We start from the raw sequence: 21,823 nt of genomic DNA on the forward strand, positions 1-21,823 counted from the left end.
AACTTACCATATTTTTTAAAAAACTGGGAAAATCGTTACCGGGAAACATGACTGAATTCGTCTTATTTGCGAACTGGCGGAAGAGATATTTTGCCAATGCAATCGAATAGGATGAAAGGTTTTCGCAATGGGGATGCAATCAGGTGGCAATCGCTCGGAAAGCAAGCGTACCACGCCAATCTGGCTCGTGGCTTCCGCAAGTGCGCTGACTATCGTCGCTGGGCTAGCAATCTCAGCATCGTCGGCTTTAGCGCAGCAGAAGACCGCTGGCGCAGTAGCAGATGCGTCGAAAATTACTCTCAGCATTCCCGCACAAAGTCTCAATACAGCCGTTCTCGCTCTTGCAGATCGTGCGGGGCTCCAAGTTTTCTATGACGCTGACCGATTGAAGGGACTTCGCAGTTCCGGCGTTAAGGGCACTTATTCGCGTGAACAGGCAATCGGTATATTGTTACAAGGGACGGGCGTTTCCTATCGCTTCACCGGAGCAACTTCAGTTTCTCTTGTCTCGGGCTTGACGACGGACCATGTGAAAAACGTCGAAAACTCCACAGTACTTGATACCATAACCATCAGTGGCCTTGGCAGTACAACAGAAGGTACTGGCTCCTACACGACAGGCGCAATGTCGACCGGTGTGAAGCTACCGCTTTCCGTCAAGGAAACGCCTCAGACCGTTACAGTGGTGACTCGCCAAAAAATTGAAGACAAGTCTTATGAAACGCTTGATCAGGCGGTTGCGGATACCCCGGGCCTTATTGCTAATCAGAACTTTGGTGATGCACGTTATCAATATTGGTCGCGCGGGTTAATCATCGACAACATGCAGTATGATGGCGTAGCTAATCCTGTGCAATATTATGCACGTGACAGTGATGGCGCCGATGATATGGACATGTATGATCGTGTTGAAGTGCTGCGCGGTGCATCGGGCCTTGTCACGGGCGCTGGTAATCCATCCGGTGCAATAAATTTGATGCGCAAGAGACCTCTTGATGAGAAGAAAACCACAATCACCACAAGGGCTTCGTCGTGGGGGAGCATCAAAGCGGTTTTGGACCATTCTACTCCGCTCAACACTGAAGGAACTGTGCGGGGCCGCATAGTGAGTTCCTATGGTTCTGGTCAAACCTATAAAGATGACTCTTTTAACAAGGATGGCATCTTTTACAGCACGCTCGAAGCGGATGTGAGAGAGAATACGACCGTCAACCTTGGATATAGTTACCAGAAGCAGAAGATTGATGGCTACGATTGGGGTGGATTACCGGTTAAAACTGATGGCTCATTCTATGATTTTTCACCGTCAGATTTTATTGGCAATGACTGGCAGTATGTTGATCGCTCACAGCACACCGCATTTGTTGAATTGGAGCATCGTTTTGACAATGACTGGAAACTGAACGTTACTGGCCGCGCATCTTGGTCTAAGTCGGAAATGGCCGCATCCTTTTCGAGCTACACTGGTTCCAATCTTTATCTGTATGACCGCCTTTTCAACTATGATAACGACGTCTACGCATTCGATGCCAACCTTAATGGTTCGCTAGAAGCATTCGGCCGTGAGCATGATCTCGTCCTTGGCGTCAATGCTAACCGCACCAATCTAACGATTCTAAACTCGCTTGGCCCAACAACCCTGATTAACGACCCATTGAACTGGAGTTCATCATCGGTATTCGACTATTCAGATTTCAAGCCCTTCAGCCAGCTTCACTATAAGACTGAGCAAATTGGTGCTTATGCAGCCGGTCGCTTTGCAATCACCGATTCCCTTAAGCTGATCGCCGGAGCCAGGTTCTCCTGGTACGACTACGATGCCACAACCACTATACTTTCGACTGCAAAAGTTACGCCAAACCAGATTCGAGAGAATGGGATATTCACGCCTTATGCCGGTGTAGTTTATGATATCAACGATACTCTCTCCGCTTATGCGAGTTATACCAGCATCTTCCAGCCACAATATAATTTCGGCCGTGGCGGCGATCTGCTTAATCCGATCACTGGCACAAATATCGAGGCTGGTTTCAAAGGCGAGTTTTTCGATCAGAGGCTCAATGGAACACTCGCGGTTTTCCAGGTAATGCGAGATAACGTCGCCTCTCGCCTCTCAGACGTTTCATACTGTAATCCGACAATTCTCGCTTGCTACGAAGGTGTGGATGGTGTTCGGACGCGCGGCATTGAACTCGAACTGAGCGGCTTCATCACAGATCGTTGGCGTATGACAGGCGGGTATACCTATGCTGTTTCCAAGTATACTGAAGGTGCTTCTGCAGGGGAAAAATTTGCTACTTATCAATATCCGGAACACGTTTTCAAGCTGTTTACAACTTACACATTCCCGGATGAGCATCTGACTATTGGCGGCGGTTTAAGGGCGCAAAGTAAGCTCTACTATGAAAGTGGTGCATTCAATGTCGAGCAGCCGGCTTATGCGGTAGCTGATGTGATGGCAAAGTATGACTTCAACGAACAGACAGCCCTCCAACTCAATGTCAATAATCTTTTCGATAAGAATTATTATTCAGCCCTGAATACGAGCGCAGGCTATGGCTTCTTCATGGGTTCGCCCCGTAATTTCAAGCTTACGCTAAAGCATTCCTTCTGATTATTTGGAGCCAGCGCTCTTAAGTGCTCTGGCTCCACTTCTACGAGAATGGTCGATTATTGCGCCGCCGTTGTCGTGCGCACCTTGTAGCGTACCACGTATTGATGATCGCATGATGCTCAATGTCACTCTGTGGCGCTTCCGTACAGGGTTCATCATGGTCCGAAATCCCTGAACGCGATGGTGTTCAAACGACCTGTTACAACTGGTTCGTTCGTGGGCGACGTCCTGATGTCTGGGATCGACTGCTGGGGGCCGTGTGTGGGTGTATGATGCCGATATCGTGATGATCGACAGAACCTGTGTTCGTGTGCACCAATACGGATCTACAAGTAAAAAGGGAATACCGGCGATGGTTGCATGGGACGTTCCCGGAGTGGACTCACAAGCAAAATCAGCGCAATCGTTGATGCAGAAGGCCGTCCAATCAATCTTTGCCTGACGGCTGGTCAGGTTGCTGATTGCTCGCTGACTGAAGATCCTGTGGCGAGTGTTTCAGAAGGTGGGAGGCTGCTTGCGGACAAAGCATACGATACTGATGCGATCAGGAAGACCGCAGCGGAACGGAAAATCTGGACCAATAATCCTCCCAAATCCAATCGTGATGATGTTTTCGCGTTCTCACCCTGGGTATAGCGCCAGAAAACCTAGTCGAGCGCTTCTTTAACCGCATCAAGTACTATCGTGGCATCACCATACGTTACAACAAGAAACCAGCCAACTTTCTGGCTGCTGTGAAACTCAACGCTATCCGCATTTGCTGTATCAGTTTATCAGGCGACGCTTTGGATCTGTGAGCTTATGCCAACAAAGTCACGCTGAATTTCTCTGGTTCGGGTAAGTCGACGGATAACGGGCTCATTAAGGCCTTCAACAGCAAGCCTCATACAGAATATGTGAACGCACACTGGTTCTTAACGCTCGAAGATGCGCGCGAAACTTTGAAGAATCGGCGTCTACACTATAAAAAGAATTTTCCCTATTCGGCATCCGATATAACGCACCGATTGCCTTGCATAGTCCTGATGGCGTTATCAGCCAGCCATTGGGACGAAAGCCGGAAAATTCTGATTCCCCGCTGTCTAAACTTGAGGTTCAGTGCAGCAAAGGACTTTGAGAAAACGGTCGTCTTTCCCTGAGGCGGGGGTTAGGCGGGGGTCTATGCCGCAACTGTCGATAATAATCAGACGCTTTGCACGGGCTGTAATATGTTGATTAAGTATAAGGAAAGCCTCAAATATTTTACTGCTCAAGTCAGAATCCCCCCGACAAATTACGGTAGGCAGCCGGAAACAAATCAGAATGAAACAAATCACGTTAATTTCTCGAATTCTCTCTATACACTAAGATTAAAAATTACTAAATAATGAATAACGAATTGCTGATTATGTCATCATATTTTATGAGGGTGGGACTCGTTGTTTTGAATAATTGGCATGTTTGCATTCTTGCTTTAATGGCCCCGTTGCTCGCTTCATGCACTTCAACGGGAACGGCTAGCATTAGCAACGGCAAACGGGTCGTTACACCGGAGGATGCGTTCGTTCTCCCTGCAAATTATTCCGTTGTTGGTGTTGTCGAAGATCGGGCACGTAATGGCGTTACGCAAAAAATTACCCTGAGTACGAACTCCAGGCTGGCGGGCGAAAACTACTTCTACGTTCAGTTTTTGGGTCCGACAGACGCGCGCACGGAAAACACCATTTCATATGCTGCGATTACTGATGGCAGGATTGCACGAGAATTGCGCACTGAGATGGCGGGAATCGCAATGTCGCGCTCTCCATTCTATGTTCAAAATAATTATGGCTCTTTCAGCTATGCAACCGGTAAGGCTCCCGGGGGCGACAATTGCATATATGCGTGGCAACAAATTCAATCGCCTGATCATAATCAAAATTTTTTCCAAAACAGAGGGCGTATCAATTTGCGCTTACGCCTTTGCGAAACTGGTGCAGATGTAGATAAGCTATTGTCGGCGATGTACGGCTTCACAATCAATACGACAAACCAGGCCAACTCGTGGAATCCATATGGCGAGCCCGCTTCTCCGTCGCCCAATCTTGGCCGACCCGGTAATCCGGTGTTCCCGCCGGCTGTAAAAACTGAACTTGCCGGGCCGTTTCCAGCATCAGATTTAAACAGCAGTCGATTAAATAAAAACGAGACAACTTTCGAAAATGCTGTGCATAATAAACAGCAGGAAAACCGCCCGCGAGACCCATCTTCGTCGCGCAGTACAAGCCCGCAGAGTGTGGCGCCACAGAGCGCAGTGCCAGCTCCCGTTAAAGTTACCAATTCAAATACGGTTATTGTCCCGCCTCCGCCATTGGCAGGTCAGAACTCTGGCGTTTCAAGAGGGCTGTTAACGGATGGTGGAGCAGTGAAGAATGACTCCATTCAAGTTCCGTCTCCTTGTTCGATAATTAAGCCTCAGAAATCAAACGGGGGAGAAAGCGACGCTAATAACTTCTGCAATTAACGTATCTGAATTATTCGCATAATGGGTCGAGGAAAGAATACGCTATGCCGAATTTGGGAATTGTAATTTGTTGGATTCTTTCAGCCGTCGGCGTACTGTTTTTTTGCTTTATTCCTATAAATCTGGCAACGCAGCTTTCTCTTGGAATTAGTGTTCTCGTTCTTGTCGCAGTCCTGAAGCATTTCAGGATTGGCGGACCATGGCGACTTGTTGTCGTTGGCCTTTGCAGTGCGGTGGTGCTGCGATACGTTTATTGGAGAACGACACAAACTATTCCTCCCGTAAGCCAGTTACAGAATTTTATACCAGGAATTTTACTCTATATGGCGGAACTGTACAGTGTGATGATGCTGGCACTCTCCGTATTTGTGGTTTCACTTCCCCGTAAATCGCCGGACAGTGTTGATCTGGTTGAAGATGACATGCCATCAGTTGATGTGTTCATTCCTTCTTACAACGAAGATGCAAATCTCCTGGCCAACACGATTGCTGCGGCCGTCAATATGGAATACCCAGCGGACAAGCTCACAATCTGGCTGCTGGATGATGGTGGCACTGATCAAAAATGCGGGTCATCGGATCTGTTGGCGAGCCGTCGCGCCACAGAACGTCGGGCAACACTGAAAGCGCTATGTGCCGACTTCGGTATTAATTATTTGACACGCGCACGAAACGAACATGCAAAAGCGGGTAACCTGAATAATGGTCTTGCGCACTCAAAAGGCGAACTCATAGCCGTTTTTGATGCGGATCATGCACCAGCTCGAAATTTCTTGACGCAAACCGTGGGTTACTTTGTACAAAACCGTAAATTGTTTCTCGTACAGACTCCGCATTTTTTCATCAATCCCGATCCGGTTGAGCGAAATCTTCGTACATTTAATCAGATGCCAAGTGAAAACGAGATGTTTTATGGCATGATTCAACGTGGCCTCGATAAGTGGAATGCGGCGTTTTTCTGTGGCTCTGCTGCGCTGTTAAGCCGTGAAGCACTGTCCACAACTGATGGATTTAGCGGTGTTAGCATCACCGAGGATTGTGAAACTGCGGTTAACTTGCATGCTCAGGGCTGGGAAAGTGTCTATATTGATCGTCCACTGATCGCTGGCCTGCAACCAGCAACTTTCGCGAGCTTTATCGGGCAGAGAAGCCGTTGGGCCCAAGGAATGATGCAAATTCTTCGATACCGCTTCCCGCCATTTCTGCCTGGATTAGCATTACCTCAGCGGCTTTGTTATATGTCATCGACGCTCTTCTGGCTCTTCCCATTTGCTCGAATGACATTTCTTGTTGCCCCACTGTTTTATCTGTTTTTTGATCTCCAGATTTTTGTTGCCTCAGGAGGCGAATTTCTTGCCTACACGTTGATCTATCTATTTATCAATTTGTTGCTTCAAAACTATCTATATGGAAATTATCGTTGGCCGTGGATCTCTGAGCTTTATGAATATGTGCAGTCCGTACATCTGTTTCCTGCTATCATATCGGTTCTGCTCAATCCCAAAAAGCCTACATTTAATGTGACGGCGAAAGATGAATCCATAACCGTCAGCCGACTGTCCGAAATATCACGACCATTTTTTATAATATTCATCGTTTTGGTGATCGCGTTGCTCTACGCGGTATATCGCGTATACACAGAACCGTACAAGGCCGATGTTTTGATTGTTGTGGGCGGATGGACGCTACTTAACTTGATCATGGCCGGATGTGCATTGGGCGTTGTTTCAGAGCGGGGTGAGTGGTCATCTACCGTGCGCGTAAAGGTGACACGGCGAAGTTCCGTCCTGATCAATGAAGAGTGGCACACAGCGACAATTGATGATGTCTCTGTGAACGGAATGCATTTGACTGTGTATGCGACCGATGCAAACGCGCTCAGCGTTGGACAACGCACGTCTGCCCGTTTCCAGACACTTGCCACTATGGACAGCGACGAACTCCCGATTGAAGTCAGAAATGTAAAACTCGAGGGAGACCTTTTGTCTGTGGGCTGCCTTTATAAGCCCACTACCGCTGATCATCACAGATTGGTTGCCGACCTGATTTTCGCAAATTCAGAACGCTGGAAAGAAATACAACAAGAACGGCGAACCAATCCGGGCGTGTTGCGCGCAACTCTATGGTTTCTTAGTCTTTCACTTTACCAAACGGGAAGAGGGCTTGCCTATTTCCTGGGGCTAAATCAGTATTCAAAAAATACCAGGTCCAAGGCGCAGGCGAAGAAGGTAGGAAAGGCATGACGGTCTTGCTGCCTCATACAAAGATGTTCTTTGGTACACCCAAATTGGTGGCTGCAATTTTGAGTGGAGCTGTGATATCGCTTGCCACAACCTGTTCATATGCACAGACGCCTTTTAATATGACACCGGAAGGTGCTCAGGAGCGCGCGCCCGTCATCCAACAACCGGCTGTCGTGCCTCCTTTAACGCCGTCGCCTGTGATAAATTCGCGTAAGTGGCAACGATTTTTAATACCAACAAACCAACTCTCCGTGCGTGGCGAGCAATTCCGGCGTAGCTGGAATATATCGCTTTCTGATGCTGAAGCCAGCACGACAGCAACACTCAATATTGGTTATCAAAACGCAATCCTGGTCGCACCAGAGACCTCATTTTTCACGGTAACGCTCAATAATACCGAGATATTAAGACAGGCCATTCGATCATCCAATCAAATGGCTGATGTAAATATTCCCGTTCCGGCCAAATTACTCAGACCCGGCAACAATACGATTACCTTAAGCGCGCATCAAAGGCATCGCACCGATTGTTCGATTCAATCAACATACGAGCTTTGGACCAATATAGATGCCGCTCGGACATTTCTCACGTTCGACCTGAGTGCTGAAGCTGACAACGTTTCTGGCAGCTTGCGCGACATTAACGACCATATTTCGACCATTGGCGTCAATTCCAAAGGTGAGACACATTTTACCATTGTCGCTCCAGGTTCAAATAATAGCGAGAATGGCAATAGCCTCATGCGGCTCTCCCAAGCCTTAGCTATACTGGGGGGAATGCCTAATCAGAGTTTTTCGGTAGAAAAATTTCTTTTCTCAGACGTTCAGGATGCGAATCTTCATCGTTCTGGCGAATTAACAGTTTTGTTGGGTACCTACGAAGAGCTCAAAACTTCATCGCAGACTTTGAGCTTTGATTTTGACACTAAGGCGCCGGAAACTGTTGAGTTTTTTACCGATCCCTCCGGCCGCAGAGTTCTATTGATTGCTGGCAACAACTGGCAGAGGGTAAAGCAGAGCATAGACCGGATTGCGGAGTTAACAGATCATCCGGCTGATGTGTTAAGAACTGAATTGAACACGCAGAACTGGCATTTGCCTGAAGCGCCAATGGTCAGAAATAAAACGACGCTGACATTTTCCGAGCTTGGAATACCCACGCAACAATTTGATGGGCGCAGATTCAGTAACGCGTTCATTTTTGGCATTCCTGCCGATTTCTACGCAAACGCCTATGGGAGTGCTACCATTTATATGGATGCAGCATACTCATCTGAAGTGTTGCCGGGCAGCAGAATTGATATTTACGTCAATGATAATATAGCGACGACAATACCGATTACGAACACTGGTGGTGGTGTTATGCGCCAACTGCCAATCAATATCTCAATGCGCAATTTCCGGCCCGGCGTAAATACAGTCGTCGTGGAAGCGGCTCTCTTGACCAATCAGGATAATGTATGCGCGCCTGGTGTGACGACCTCACAGAGTTCACCACGCTTTGCACTTTTTGATTCGTCGACATTTAGCGTCCCGACATTCGCCCGGATCGGTCAGACCCCAAATCTCGCTGCAATGGCTGGAATGGCTTATCCTTATAGCTACTCACGTGAGACGCTTCCATTAGTGGCAAACTTTAACGATTTTAATGTCATGGCGGCGTCCGCAACAATTCTGGGCAATCTTGCCAGCGCGGCAGGTAGGCCGTTTGATATTACCACAAGCGTAACGGATGATCGTCTTCTATCAAACAACGCACTTTTTATTGGTAATATCAATAATTTGCCTGACACGGTATTATCAAGCGTCGGACTTAATCCCGATGCAAAAAACTCTTGGAGCGATGACGATTCAGAGGTTTTGTTGCCGGACAATAAGAATATGACTCTCAAAGATTGGCAGCAACTGCATCAATCTAATTGGGTGAGTAAGCTACAGAATATGTATTCCAGCTTGCGCACAACGTTTAATATTTCGAACGAGCTGCGCCTTTTTCCCGGAGAAACAACGCAATATACGCCGTCGAGAGAAATTTCGGCCGTTATGGCACAAGGTCCAAGCCCGTCTTCAAATGGAGCATGGACAATCTTTACCGCGCCAGATAGCGCCATGCTAAGAACTGCTGCACAGACGCTTACGCAACAAGAAAACTGGAACGAAAGTCAAGGCAGAATTACAGCCTATAATAGGGTGAATACTGCCGTTGAAACCATGCCGGTTCAGAATCTTTCTTTCATTCCCACGCAGCCTTTTTCAATATCGAACTGGCGCCTCATCGCCACCAACTGGCTATCAAGCAACGCATTATCCTATGTCTTATTAATGATAGCGGTTTTTGTGGCACTCGGTCTGACAACGTCTGCTTTGGTTTCACGTTCGGGGAGACGTGATGATGAATAATCGTAGTCGCTTTTCGATGATTGTTAGCCAATGGAAGCGCATTGCGCCTACGTTGGCGGTAATATTGTTATTCGGTATGCCTGTTTGGAATTCTCACGCCCAAGAGGTTACCAAAGCCCCTATGACCATCACTGCAAACGAGTGGAAACTTTACACTGAAAAGTTCCTCAGCCCCGAAGGTCGTATCATTGATGATGCGAATGGCAACATAAGCCACAGCGAAGGACAGGGTTATGGATTGCTTCTGGCTGTTCTGGCTGGGCGACAGGATGATTTTGAACTCATCTGGACATTCACTAAAACAGAGCTGCTGATACGCAATGACGGTCTGTCAGCTTGGAAATGGGATCCTGGTGTCCGTCCGCATATTGTTGATACCAACAATGCATCGGACGGAGATATCCTGATAGCCTATGCGCTCACCCTGGCTGGCAGGAAATGGCCAAATACTGAATATCTTACTTATGCCCACACCATCGCCAATACATTGTTGGCGAAGCAGATCGTTGTTTATAATGGTGAAACGATACTTCTGCCCGCCATTCGGGGATTTTCACAGGATGACAGGAAAGATGGACCGATTATCAATCTTTCTTATTGGGTATTTGAAGCATTTCCGGTGCTAAACGAAGTTGCGCCTTCTCCGAAATGGAATGCTCTAAAATTGAGTGGCCTTAAACTGCTGTCGCGAAGCCGTTTCGGGTCTGTTAAACTCCCTTCCGACTGGATTAGTCTTGGGGAGAAGCCGATGCCTGCAAATGGATTTCCGCCAGAATTCAGTTACAATAATGTTCGGATACCACTTTATCTCGTACGTTCCAGCAATGGAGCTGATCAGCTTACGGTCGACTTAACCGCAGCGATGACCCAAAAAAATGGTGATGTTCGTTTGGTCAATGTTCAAACAGATGCGACCGTAACCTCGTTAAGTGAGCCGGGCTATAGGATTCTGAACGAATTGGTTTCATGTGCTAAATCCGGACAAAAAATATCGGCAGGACTTAAAGAGTTTCAACCGACGCATTACTATCCGTCAACTCTACACCTTCTTTCACTCGCTTATATCAAAGAAGTTTACCCGCGATGCCTATGAAAAATATTCTCATCAGTGTTTTGCTAGGGTCGATTGCCGTCGGCGGTTATTATTTATTCTCTAAAAACAATGATCCTATGTCTGATTTACAGTTAGGCACTGCCAATCAAGCAACGTCACCTTCCCCAGTTTCAATTCGTGCAAACCAAACTACTGCGCAGGGCGAGACTAGCTCTGAAGTTGATGAAAGCGCGCTGCGTTATTTTGCAACCCGTGGCGATAAGGTTCGAATGCAAGCCGAGATCGCCCGATTGAAGTCCTTGCATCCTGACTGGGTTCCGCCAGAGGATCCTACAGCACCAGCAAAAGTGTCTGACAACAAACTTGATGAACTTTGGGAGTTGTATTCCAAGGGCGAATATAGCGCACTGCGCAAAGCGATTGCTCTGAGAAAGAGTAATGAACCTGGTTGGGTTGTGCCGGACGATCTTTTGAAGGCTGTCGACCAAAGCGAGAATAGAGAACGTCTTATCAATGCATCGAACAATGCTCAGTATGAGATGGTCATCAATCTCGCGGCTGGATCGCCAGAAATGCTCACCTGCAATGAGGTAGACGTTCTTTGGCGATTATCCGAAGCCTTTGCCAAAGTTGACAAAGGTAATCGTGCGCTTGATGGTTATCTCTACATTATAAATAATTGCCCTGACCCCAATGTTCGTACTGGTACGATACAAAAGGCGCTGACAAATTTGTCTTATGATGAAATGCAAAAGCTTCTGGAGGTGGAAAAACGCTTACCAGATGGACAGCGTGAATTTGCAGGACTCGAGAAAGATATAGCGCGCCATTTCGTGGGTTTGGCTGCTCTCGATAAAGATCTGGTGATAGATCAGTCCAACATTTCAGCACTCGAAAACGTCCCGGACAGTGAAACTCTGGGCGCTGACGCAGAGATGCTCGGTTGGTATTATATGCGTCGTGATGAGCCGACAAAGGCTGAAAAATGGTTTGATTTGGCCAATAAAAAGCAAGCGACGGCTACATCTGCCCAAGGGATGGCGCTTGTCTTAAATGCGCGCAAAGATTATTCGGCAGCAGAGGATTTGATGTATCCGTGGCGTGATAAGTCGCCCGATGCAACGCTGGTTTATTTTGATGCTGCCGCAAACTTGCTCTCAAGTGATCCACCCAACCGAATGCCAGAGACTATTAGTCCGCAAGTATTGACGCGTATTGCAAATGCTACGGTTGCGGAAAAAAATATTACGACAGCAGAACAACTTGGTTGGTATGCGCGGGCTATGGAACAGGATTTGACCGCAGTTCAATGGTTTCAAACTGCTCTTTCGTGGGATACTTCCAATGAGCCCGCAGCCTACGGTTTGGCTTTGGGGCTGTTGTCAATTGATGACGAAAGTCAGTTGCGGCAAGTAAAAGAGAACTGGGACTCCAAGTCCGCCCGCATTCGGGAGGTTGGCGGCAGCAGACAGAATAGCAACCGCTCTTCTCGTGGTCAGAGTTTAAGACCAAGCAACGCGACTGCTCCTCGAACTGTCAGCAGTAATTCAGATAACCCGGCGGATCGTGCAGCGCAGCCGAGATCATCGGGATCAGGGAATGCACGATCCTGTGCTCAGGCGCTGGAGGGGCCTGTGCCCACTGGCGGAAATGCAGTTTCCCATGGCTGGTGTCTGATGGAACTCAATCGTCCGCTCGACGCTGTAAGAAGTTTTGAATCTGCCCTGATGACAGGATCTGCTTCCCACCGTTCGGACGCGGCCTATGGCCAGGCTCTGGCTTATCTGCGGGCAGGTCTTGTTGAAAAAGCCGCCGTATCAGCCACTAAGGCACCATTAAACCCTCAACGTCAGAAGGAACTGCGCGTTTCAATATTATCCGATAAGGCTGTCGCTGCGTATCAAGCTGGCAACTTTCGTGATGTCCTCTTTATACTAGAGCAACGCGCTCAATTGGCAGCGCCTCGAAAGGATCTGATGGGTCTTCAAGCCGCGGCCTATTTGAAACTGCGTCGTTATGATGATGCGAGGGTAATCTATGAGGCCCTGGCCGCCACTGGTGATCGCGAAGGCATAAGAGGAATGGCTGCTATCAGAGATATTCAGGGAAGGTAACTTCCCGAAGCCTCTTCCTTCGACAAAATATAACTTGGTTAATAAACGTAAACAAATTGCTAATATTGCAGTAATTCGTTAGCTATTAACCATGTTGAACGCTATCTGAACAGAAGTCTGATTCATAGTTCGTTCAGCTTGAGATTGAAGTTGCTTTTTGGGATTGTGTCTAATGCCAGCGGGAAAACGAAAGCGTTTGAATACTGCATGTGCTAAGCGGCTACTCGTTAGCGTTTTCTGTTTTAATTCGATTGTCATCCTGACAAATTCAGCTTCCGCCGCAGAACCGTTTGCGCTGTTAGAAACTGACAATATTCCTCTTTCTCCCGTCGGTGAACCAGGGATTAAGGGGTTTCAAATGCTCTCGAGCGATGTTCAAAACGGCCGTGATCTCGTATTCAAAAATGTGGAAACAGCGGGTCAGCTCGAAATTACAAATAATGTTGCTGATAAGACCACATTTCTCAACCAAAGTTCTGGCGGCGAGGCGACTATTATCAACAATTCTGGAGGCGAAACGCGGTTTTCGGACCAGTCAACGGCCTCAAACGCATTTATTACTGTTAACACGGATGCAAAATTATCGTTTGACCAACAGAGTTCGGCGGCAGATTCCCGAATAACCAATAATGAGGCGGGGCTGATTACGTTTTCCGATGAGGCCTCAGCCGGTGACGCGGTAATAACGAACAATGGAACAGTTAATTTTAATGGCAGGTCTTCAGCAGACAATTCTCTGATTACCAATAACTCTTCTGGTGATATGGCGTTTCGCGATAACGCTGATGCGGGGCGTCGCAACATAACAAATAATGGCCAGATTGATTTTTATGACCAGAGCTCTGCTGGTCAGGGTCTTATCGTCAATAATGAGTCTGGCAATTTAAATTTCTACGGATCGTCTACGACGAATTTTGCCGATCTCAACAATAGTGGTTCACTTGTTCTCAGCGATCATTCGTCAGCAAGCCAATCCTCTATTGTGAACAATGAGACGGGGACTATTCGCTTAGATGGCAGAGCAACAGCCGGCAGCGCGAATATAAACAATAGTGGCACAATCGCATTTAGCGATGAGAGCAGCGCTGGTAGTGCACGTCTGTTTAACAACGCGAAATCTTCCATAAGTTTTGATAACAATTCAAACGCTGGAAGCAGTTTTATCATCAATGCGGGCGACCTTGAGTTTTTAGGCACATCATCAGCGGGGAGTTCCTCGATCCTTATAAGTGGAGGGGGAACAGCACGCTTTATTGGCCAGTCCACAGGTGGAACCTCAGACATTCACATTGATCAAAATGGCTCTTTGGATGTTTCCCGGCTTGATAATCAGCAACTATCTATCGGCTCTCTCGTCAGTGCAGGGAATGTCAATTTAGGCAGAACCACGCTAACGGCAGATCAAAAGATCGTACTCAATGATACGTCGCATATTAGTCTCGTCCTCGGTTATGGTCGATTGATTGCTGAAGACCTGGAACTCCAAGGTGGCACTCTCGACTTAAAACGTGCCGATGATTTGCTTTATGAAATTAACAAGACATACGGCATCTTTTACGCTCCGACATATAGCGGGTCCGCGTTCAGCGAGGTGTTAAGCCACGATTTTGTATTTGTCACACCGTCGGTGGATTCAAATACGGTTATTCTGACGCGTAATGATATCCGTTTTAAGAGCGTTTCAAATACGCCTAATCAAACTGCGGTGGCAGGCGCGCTCGACTATCTTAACCCAGACAATCTGGTCTATCGCTCAATCATCAGTGGTTCCGAAAATGATGCGAGGCGCAGCTTCGATCTTCTATCAGGCGAAGTGCATTCAAGCATTACAACGGCATTATCTGACAGCAATTGGTCTTTTCGCGATGAGATATTTAACCGCGCTTTGAATGGCTTTAGAGGAACTGAAACGCGTTCAGAACACCCCCAGTTTTGGCTGTCTGCCAGAGGCTTGAATGCCAAAACGAACGGTTCAGAAGCAATTGCGGGCACCAAATCAAATGGTTACGGTATCAACGCTGGTATTGCTTATGATTTTACAGATCATCTATCCGCCGGTATTGTAGGTGATTATCAAGATACTTCGCTAAAGATTTCCGACCGCGCCAGCTCCGCAGATATTAACACGTGGGGGGCGGGTTTATTCTTGCAGTGGCAGCAGAACGGCTTCAATGTTGCCGGTGGTGCAGCGTATCAATATCATTCAATCCAAACGCAACGATCGTTAAACTTAAATGCATTAACGGGTACATTGAGTGCTGATTATAACGCGTATACCACTCAGTATTTTACCAAAGCTGGTTATACATTCGACGCGGGGATTATGGACGTCCAGCCGTATCTGGCTTTGAGTCATTCCCGGACGGAAATTGATGGTTTTCAGGAAAGTGGCCTGTTGGACGCAGCCCTTTCCGGACAGTCATTGTCCATAACCAGTACTACGGGAACACTGGGCATCCAGACCAACGCCTCTTTTTCTCTCAGCCAGAGATATAGTCTGAATGCACGGGTAAATGCTGCCTGGAATAAGGAATGGGGTGATCGCAATACCCGCCGTGAACTTTCATTTGCTCCAGAGTATCCATTCTATGTTGTTGGAGCTTCTTCCAACGATGAATATTTGCTTATGAGATTACAGATTGGTCTGGTTAATTTGGAGCGTCTCTCAATGAACCTGACATATACTGGAGTTTTCGGAAACCAAACAGACTCAACAACATATGCCGCAAATGCAGCATTAAAGTTTTAGTTTGTAAAATTGTAATATAATTTCGGGGCATCAGTTGACTTATCTGGTGTTGTTTATTGTCGTTAAAAGTGCAGTAGGCTTGGTTTGAACGGGGTCGCCTCCACTCCTGCGGCTTTAACGTGGTGGAAGGGAGGTGGCGACTCCCATAGGGAAGGACGCATACGTACCAACCACGACCCTGTTAAATTGGCTTGCTGTTGTTATCCGCTATTTTGGTTCTATCACGCCCCGAAGATTTTGCGAGGTAAAGCGCTTCGTCGGCACGGTTCCAGATATAGTCGAGGTCTGCTCGTGTATTCACATAAGCAGAGCATATGCCGATGCTGATTGTGAAGGGTACGAAAAGCTCACCATGCTGAAATGGATTTTCTGCGAGCTTCTTACGTAGTAACGCGCAGATTTCTGCACTTTTGCTTGCCCCTTGGTCATAGGTTAGGATCATAAATTCTTCACCGCCCACTCTTGCTATTGTCGCTTCCTGGGGAAACGCATTTTTTATGAGTATGGCCAGGTGCCGCAACGCTGCGTCCCCAGTCGAATGACCATAGCTATCGTTGATTAGTTTGAAATGATCGATATCGATCATGATGGCCGAGATCAGTTTTGGACTTATCTTGCTCTCACTGGGCAGCGCGATCGTTTCAATGCTCCATCTGTTGAGTAAGCCTGTCAATGGGTCGCGTAATGCGATCTCTTGCAGATTATTTGCATTGCGTTCGTAAGCGATGAGAAGAGAAAAAGCACCGCTCGCACTTATATGAACGGCAGCGGCAATAAGGTTGAGGTGAAGGAAAACATCTGCTGGCAACATTGATACCATTGAGGTGTCGAACAACCAGCCCTGCATGACACACAGGAATGAAGATAATACGAGCACCGTATAACTGGCTATCAGGCCCCATTTGGATTTCAAAATTTCGGGTTCTGAAGCAATTGCCCAAATAATCATGACAATCTGCAACGTAATCAACAGGTTGATTGCACCGAAGGTGATACTGTTTCGCAGCCACGGTGAGAAAGCGAACATGATCATACCAATCAATGGCGGCGCGGTCATCACCGTAAGAGACACAGGGTGGCCAAAAAAAGTCTCGAATAGCATTCCACCGTAAGCTTAAACCGATAAAAAGGAGTAGATTTGGTAAAAAAAGCTCAGCAGGTTCTGCGCCAATTTCTTTTGAGAAGATGAGAAACGCGACAGCAAAAACGACATTTGAAAACAGCATATAACACCAGTATTTTCTATCCTGGCGTTCAAAACCTGCAAACGCAAAAGCAATAGCGAAAACCACCAGCAGCAACGCATTGACTGTAAACATTGTCTGCTGATCTAAATTTACTATCGTATCCATTATCAGCCCCGGCCTGACTAAACCCGCTTTCTATCGTTTAAGTATAAGAAATATTACACAAATGCCAGCTTCGTCCTTTTCCATCTCTTAGCGGAAGTTGTTGATCATTTACCATTGCCGCACGCGTAACCTTAGAATGTTAGCGATTGCGTAAAATGATTTGATTGTTTGCTATCTCTATCGAGGACCAATAACCAGATACCGACTTATTAAACGCAGAAACGTTGCGTCGGACTTTCGTAGCAGCCGTTAGCAAATGAAGCTGGCCTTTCGCCTGGCGGATTTCATCTACAACGTCAGACGCCAGGGACCGATAGGGTGTGCTTATGGCGAATATTCTGAAGAGTATTCAAGCACTGTAAATAGTTTAAACATATTAGAAACTGATGAAATAATAAAAATTCTACAAATTTGATAATATTTAAAGAAGACAAGTGTTATTCATTTGCGTTATGGGATGAAGACGGCGCTGGGGTGGTAACTGTATGAATGTCGAAAGTGGGCTTTGCGGTAGTATTTTGCCAGCAGTGAAACAGTTGGTAATGCTCGGATTAATAGCAACGGCGATTAAAATTACGACAGCGCAAGCTACTCGAATAGGTCGACAGATGTTCCACTTTATTCGTTCCGCGTCCATCGTCGTGAAGCGGAACGAGTTTAGCATGATTTAAGAATGAACGAGCAATATGGTCAGCAAACGTGTTTTGTTTGGTTCATCACAAAACGGCAAGTCATCAGTTAACTGTCGAAGGTGGCTTGAGGAATTTAACTATGCGTTTTTTGACATCTGATTTTAAATCGCCATATGAAAGGGCGCGAGCATGAATGCTCCAGGGACATCGAAATTTAGAGACTATGCACGCACATTGACTGCACGCAGTGTTCCTAGTGGCATATTGAACCGAAGTGCTGCTCTTCGTGGCACACGTTTTCTCGCTCATGCTGCCAGCATTGCGAAATCTGGTAAACGACGTCCTTTTCAGATGGTCAATGTTGGTGCCTGCGATGGTGTTCTTTTTGATGATGTGACCCCTTGGCTACACCGCATCCCTCGCTCGAAAGCGGTATTAGTAGAACCTATTCCTTATAACCTGCATAGGCTGCGTCAAAACTATCAGGATACGGAGCGCTTTAAGATTGAACCTGTTGCGGTGACGCGTGAGCCGGGCTCAATCACGGTGAAAACGTTTGATGCCAAAGCGCTGGAAGATGGAACGTTACCGATAGAATTTATTGGATGCTCGTCGGTCACGGACAGTAACCTGATGTCGGGTAAGAATGTTTGGGGACCCGACGATCCGAACTTTCACAAGTTTGCTCCACACCTGAAAGAAATTGTTGTTCCATCTGATACACTTCAGGCGATTTTGGATCGCAACAATATTGAATATATTGATGCATTTCTGGTAGATTGTGAAGGAGCTGACTGGATCGTGTTTGATCAGCTTGATCTGCAACGGTATCGACCTGGCATGATCAAAGTTGAAGTGGGTGCACTTTCCCCGACAGATGTTGGCAATGTTATTGTGAAGCTGAAGGCTGCTGGTTATGACGTTGGAATGTATTGCGAGGATGTCTGGGCATTTAGCTAGTGTGGTCTATTTGGATCTCCTGTCTTTTGTATTGGATTCACGTTTAGGAGCTTTAAATCCGTAAACCACACCAGATTCAAAAGTTACTCGTATGGCTTAGAACCCGAAATCCATTCCGATGTCTGTTTCAAAGGGATGCGAATTTCGAATTCGAAGCCATACCAGCGCTCTGGGGTTTCATTGAAACAGACATGTTATCGAAAACTGTTTTTTACTTTTCGACATCTTCGCAAGAGATAACGACGCGGTTGATATTAAAACGGTTCATGGTGAACTCCCGATGAAAAACGGAGGTCCTATCCGAGTGCCGATCCGGATAAAGTGCCATTGGCACTCATCGCAACAATGCATCGCAGCTTAACTCTGGACGTAATTATGCCACGAGTGCGTCAAACTGAGGTACATTCTATTTTAAACAAAAAAATCCCAATGAACTCATGTTGTTAGCAATGGGGGAAATTGGATGTCGACTTGCTATTCGCAGATCACTTTGCGTGAACGTCGCCGTCTTTTTGAACTTCAGCAGCTCAAACTCCCTCTCGGCGATATTGCGCAGCTGATGGGTCGCCATCGCTTGACGGTCTATCGCGAGATCAAACGCAACAGCTTTCGGGACACTAAGATACCAGACTATAATGGCTATCATAGCGTTGTTGCTGACTATATCAGCAAAGGCCGCAGAACACGGTTGCGCAAGCTCAGACGTTACCCAGTGCTGCGCAAGTTCGTCATAGAACAATTAAAACCCATTGGTCGCGGGAGCAGATCTGCGGCCGACCGGTTAGCCATGGCCTGAGCGCGATACCTCCGTGTGCCGAAACAATCTATGTTCAGAGTTTATGCAGTACTGCGCTTTGGAAGATGAAATGGAGAGCCAGAAGCTGGTTGCGTGATCGAAACGCACCATGGCAAAAAGGTGCGATTGATAACATAAACAAACGCATTCGACGGTATCTACCCGGCATCACTGACCTGACACAAGCTATCTAGCCAGGCACAGTTAACCGCCCTCGCCCATAATCTCAATGCAACGCCGCGCAAGTGTCTCGGATTTAAGACAACCACTGAGAGCTTTGCTCACCTTTTGCAGGAAGCAGCACAATCAGATACCCTCACGTTTGGCATGATCCACTTGGGTTAGTTTTTCCGATCTGATACTTAACGCACTTCTGCTCGGCACTAGCATCAACTGCCCTCGCTTAATCGCTGCACGTGCTGAGGCTAAATCCGGCATGATCCAGTTAGGCTCGCCACCAAGAAACTTGTCAAGAAATGCAATTGCATAGCCCGGCATTTCCGAGACATTCTCTTTATATGACCACCACGTCCGTAAATCGTCTGCACACTGGTCGAGGTTCGGAACGATGCCGAACTCCTGCTCCTGAATAGCGGCAATCGCGCAGATACAGTAATTGGTGTACAGAAACCCTTCCGGCCAGAAACTGATGATCTCATACATTCGGGCAGAATCCCCGCTTGCATGTTTCGGCGGCGTAACGAGCTTCACTGGCGACAAGCGGATCAGTTCGCGCAGCACAAGTCCAGCGGCGAAGCTTATGAAATCTTTGCGGTCAATCTTTGCAAACCGCTTATTCTGGTCGACTAACTCTACCCAATTGAGAAACGCTTCGGTCAGCTTCTTTTCGTCAATATGATACGCGACCCCATACACATCTTGCAGCTGTCCGGCATGTTTACGAAAGGTCGCGCGAAACCAGCGCAACTGGCGCAGCCGATGCCGTAAATCCGGCATTGATGCCATCTGCTCTCTGAGAAGCAAGTCCATTTCGCAACGTCCTCCGATTTGCGATTTACCTTATGCGAAACGAAGCCAGATGTCAGGTGTCAATCGCGTCAGAAAATCCACAATAATTATACATATTGACATTCAAGAAAACAAATGTTCTCTAATCAGTTGAAAGATAGGCTGGATATTTCCGGCACTTTTTTCGTGGAGGAGGATCAATATGGCAATCTGGCAATGGGCTTTAATTGGCCTCGCTTTGCTATGGGGCTGTCAGGCTTTGGGCGTCTGGTTCCAGATGCGCCACTATTCCGATGTCATGAAAGGCATCTCTGCAAAATATTCCGACGGCTTTGTTGGCGCCGGACACGTGCGGGGGCGTTTTTCCAAAGGCGTGATCGTTTTGATCGTCGTTGACCGGAATTTGGTGGTGCGCCGTTTTCTGGAGATGAGCGGACGTACCGTCTTTGCCAAATTCATCCGCCGTGAAGGCTTTGAAGGAATGCGCCTGAGTGAACTACAGGACAATCCTGCAATCGGAGAAGGAAAGCCTGAAGTAGCTACTGCTGCTACGCAGGCTATGGAGCAGATCGGTCGCATAAGAGATCAATCCGATGGTCTCGAACTCGAAGGTTTGAAGGCAGTGGGAGCTTAGGATTGCTTGTCTGAACAGGCAATTGAGGAGGAGCTATGTCGTTAATCTCTATGTTGGCGCAACACGCCGACACAACAATGCAAACAATACATGTCGCTGGCAGCATGCTATCAGACGCGGCGCTGCATGGTAAACATGCCGCCGAACACGCTGGTAATGATCTGTTGCAACTCGCACAGGCGACCACACCTGCACCGGTAGACACCGGAACAGCCGGAATTTCGGTTGACCAGTTCAAGGAGCGTTTGCAGAACGTCGCGCAGGAAGAACAGCTTGGCTGGCTTGCCTCTATTGGCAAGCACTTCATCGGCGTTTTCCAAAAGGGCGGCGAAGTCTTTTCCGGTTTCGTGACCGGCATCATCCCGACACTGATCGTGCTTATGACCGCATTTTATGCGGTCACAGAACTTGTTGGCGAAAAGCGTGTTCACGGCATTGCGCGCAGTGCAGGACGTATCGCACTGACACGCTACACGGTCTTGCCCGTGCTTGCAGTTTTCTTTCTGACCAACCCGATGGCTTATACCTTCGGTTCGTTCCTGGATGAAAAATATAAGCCTGCCTTCTATGATGCCGCTGTTTCTTATGTGCATCCGCCGCTAGGCCTCTTCCCACACATCAATCCGGGTGAATATTTCGTCTGGGGCGGCGTTCTGGTTGCTCTGCTTGAGCTTGAGAAGAAGGGCGCGGTGCCCGCCGGCTATCACATCAATGTCGCCATCTGGTATGCGATTGTTGGTCTCTTCGTAATTCTCCTCAAAGGCATGCTCACTGAACGCATCACCGCCATTATGGCGCGGCGTCAGGGCATTGATCTTTAAGCGG

General features: G+C 47.4%; 13 protein-coding genes and 2 pseudogenes. 13 read left to right on the plus strand and 2 right to left on the minus strand.

The features are described from left to right. Positions 1–127: 127 nt before the first annotated feature. From ACOZHT_RS16670 to ACOZHT_RS16710, 9 genes and pseudogenes are all read left to right on the plus strand, one after another. Positions 128–2,614: a TonB-dependent siderophore receptor gene (locus tag ACOZHT_RS16670; RefSeq protein ID WP_421566063.1), complete on the plus strand. Its 2,487-nt coding sequence runs from the start codon at positions 128–130 to the stop codon at positions 2,612–2,614. Positions 2,615–2,642: 28 nt separating this feature from the next. Further along, positions 2,643–3,411 (plus strand): annotated as a pseudogene (locus ACOZHT_RS16675) (IS5 family transposase). Positions 3,412–3,432: 21 nt separating this feature from the next. After that, complete coding sequence (locus tag ACOZHT_RS16680; protein WP_421566169.1) at positions 3,433–3,753, plus strand: integrase core domain-containing protein; 321 nt, start codon at positions 3,433–3,435, stop codon at positions 3,751–3,753. A gap of 227 nt (positions 3,754–3,980) precedes the next feature. Next, a complete protein-coding gene (bcsN, locus tag ACOZHT_RS16685) occupies positions 3,981–5,096 on the plus strand; it encodes a cellulose biosynthesis protein BcsN (protein WP_421566064.1) in 1,116 nt (371 codons plus the stop codon). A 44-nt stretch (positions 5,097–5,140) separates the two neighbouring features. Further along, positions 5,141–7,339: a UDP-forming cellulose synthase catalytic subunit gene (gene bcsA / locus ACOZHT_RS16690; protein WP_421566065.1), complete on the plus strand. Its 2,199-nt coding sequence runs from the start codon at positions 5,141–5,143 to the stop codon at positions 7,337–7,339. Next, the gene (locus ACOZHT_RS16695; protein ID WP_421566066.1) at positions 7,336–9,738 is read left to right on the plus strand and encodes a cellulose biosynthesis cyclic di-GMP-binding regulatory protein BcsB; all 2,403 of its coding nucleotides are present in this window, start codon (positions 7,336–7,338) and stop codon (positions 9,736–9,738) included. Before bcsA ends, ACOZHT_RS16695 begins: the two co-directional genes overlap by 4 nt. Next, the gene (locus ACOZHT_RS16700) at positions 9,728–10,831 is read left to right on the plus strand and encodes a glycosyl hydrolase family 8 (RefSeq protein WP_421566067.1); all 1,104 of its coding nucleotides are present in this window, start codon (positions 9,728–9,730) and stop codon (positions 10,829–10,831) included. Before ACOZHT_RS16695 ends, ACOZHT_RS16700 begins: the two co-directional genes overlap by 11 nt. Next, positions 10,828–12,906 (plus strand): tetratricopeptide repeat protein, encoded by a 2,079-nt coding sequence (locus ACOZHT_RS16705; RefSeq protein WP_421566068.1) that lies wholly within the window; start codon positions 10,828–10,830, stop codon positions 12,904–12,906. Before ACOZHT_RS16700 ends, ACOZHT_RS16705 begins: the two co-directional genes overlap by 4 nt. A 172-nt stretch (positions 12,907–13,078) precedes the next feature. Beyond that, complete coding sequence (locus tag ACOZHT_RS16710) at positions 13,079–15,655, plus strand: autotransporter outer membrane beta-barrel domain-containing protein (protein WP_421566069.1); 2,577 nt, start codon at positions 13,079–13,081, stop codon at positions 15,653–15,655. Positions 15,656–15,836: 181 nt separating this feature from the next. Here ACOZHT_RS16710 and ACOZHT_RS16715 read toward each other — a convergent pair whose 3' ends face one another. After that, positions 15,837–16,727, minus strand: a complete 891-nt coding sequence (locus ACOZHT_RS16715; RefSeq protein ID WP_421566070.1) for a GGDEF domain-containing protein — start codon at positions 16,725–16,727, stop codon at positions 15,837–15,839. A gap of 1,101 nt (positions 16,728–17,828) precedes the next feature. Between ACOZHT_RS16715 and ACOZHT_RS16720 the strand changes: the two genes are divergently transcribed. Further along, the gene (locus ACOZHT_RS16720) at positions 17,829–18,599 is read left to right on the plus strand and encodes an FkbM family methyltransferase (protein ID WP_421566071.1); all 771 of its coding nucleotides are present in this window, start codon (positions 17,829–17,831) and stop codon (positions 18,597–18,599) included. A gap of 463 nt (positions 18,600–19,062) precedes the next feature. After that, a pseudogene (locus ACOZHT_RS16725) lies at positions 19,063–19,740 on the plus strand (transposase). On the opposite strand, the gene ACOZHT_RS16730 reads toward ACOZHT_RS16725, so the two are convergent. Continuing rightward, complete coding sequence (locus ACOZHT_RS16730) at positions 19,702–20,385, minus strand: hypothetical protein (RefSeq protein WP_339510993.1); 684 nt, start codon at positions 20,383–20,385, stop codon at positions 19,702–19,704. The pseudogene ACOZHT_RS16725 and the gene ACOZHT_RS16730 sit on opposite strands and share 39 nt — an antisense overlap. 181 nt (positions 20,386–20,566) lie before the next feature. Here ACOZHT_RS16730 and ACOZHT_RS16735 point away from each other — a divergent pair, with 181 nt between their 5' ends. Together ACOZHT_RS16735 and srlA are read left to right on the plus strand one after the other, a co-directional pair. Continuing rightward, positions 20,567–20,998 carry a transcriptional regulator GutM gene (locus ACOZHT_RS16735; protein ID WP_421566072.1) on the plus strand — a complete coding sequence of 144 codons (432 nt, stop codon included), beginning with the start codon at positions 20,567–20,569 and terminating at the stop codon, positions 20,996–20,998. A 35-nt stretch (positions 20,999–21,033) separates the two neighbouring features. Next, on the plus strand, positions 21,034–21,819 hold the full coding sequence (gene srlA / locus ACOZHT_RS16740) for a PTS glucitol/sorbitol transporter subunit IIC (protein ID WP_421566073.1): 786 nt from the start codon (positions 21,034–21,036) through the stop codon (positions 21,817–21,819). Positions 21,820–21,823: the final 4 nt, after the last annotated feature.

Origin of the sequence: Ochrobactrum sp. EDr1-4 (genome assembly GCF_049199085.1) — a bacterium.
Classification (GTDB): domain Bacteria; phylum Pseudomonadota; class Alphaproteobacteria; order Rhizobiales; family Rhizobiaceae; genus Brucella.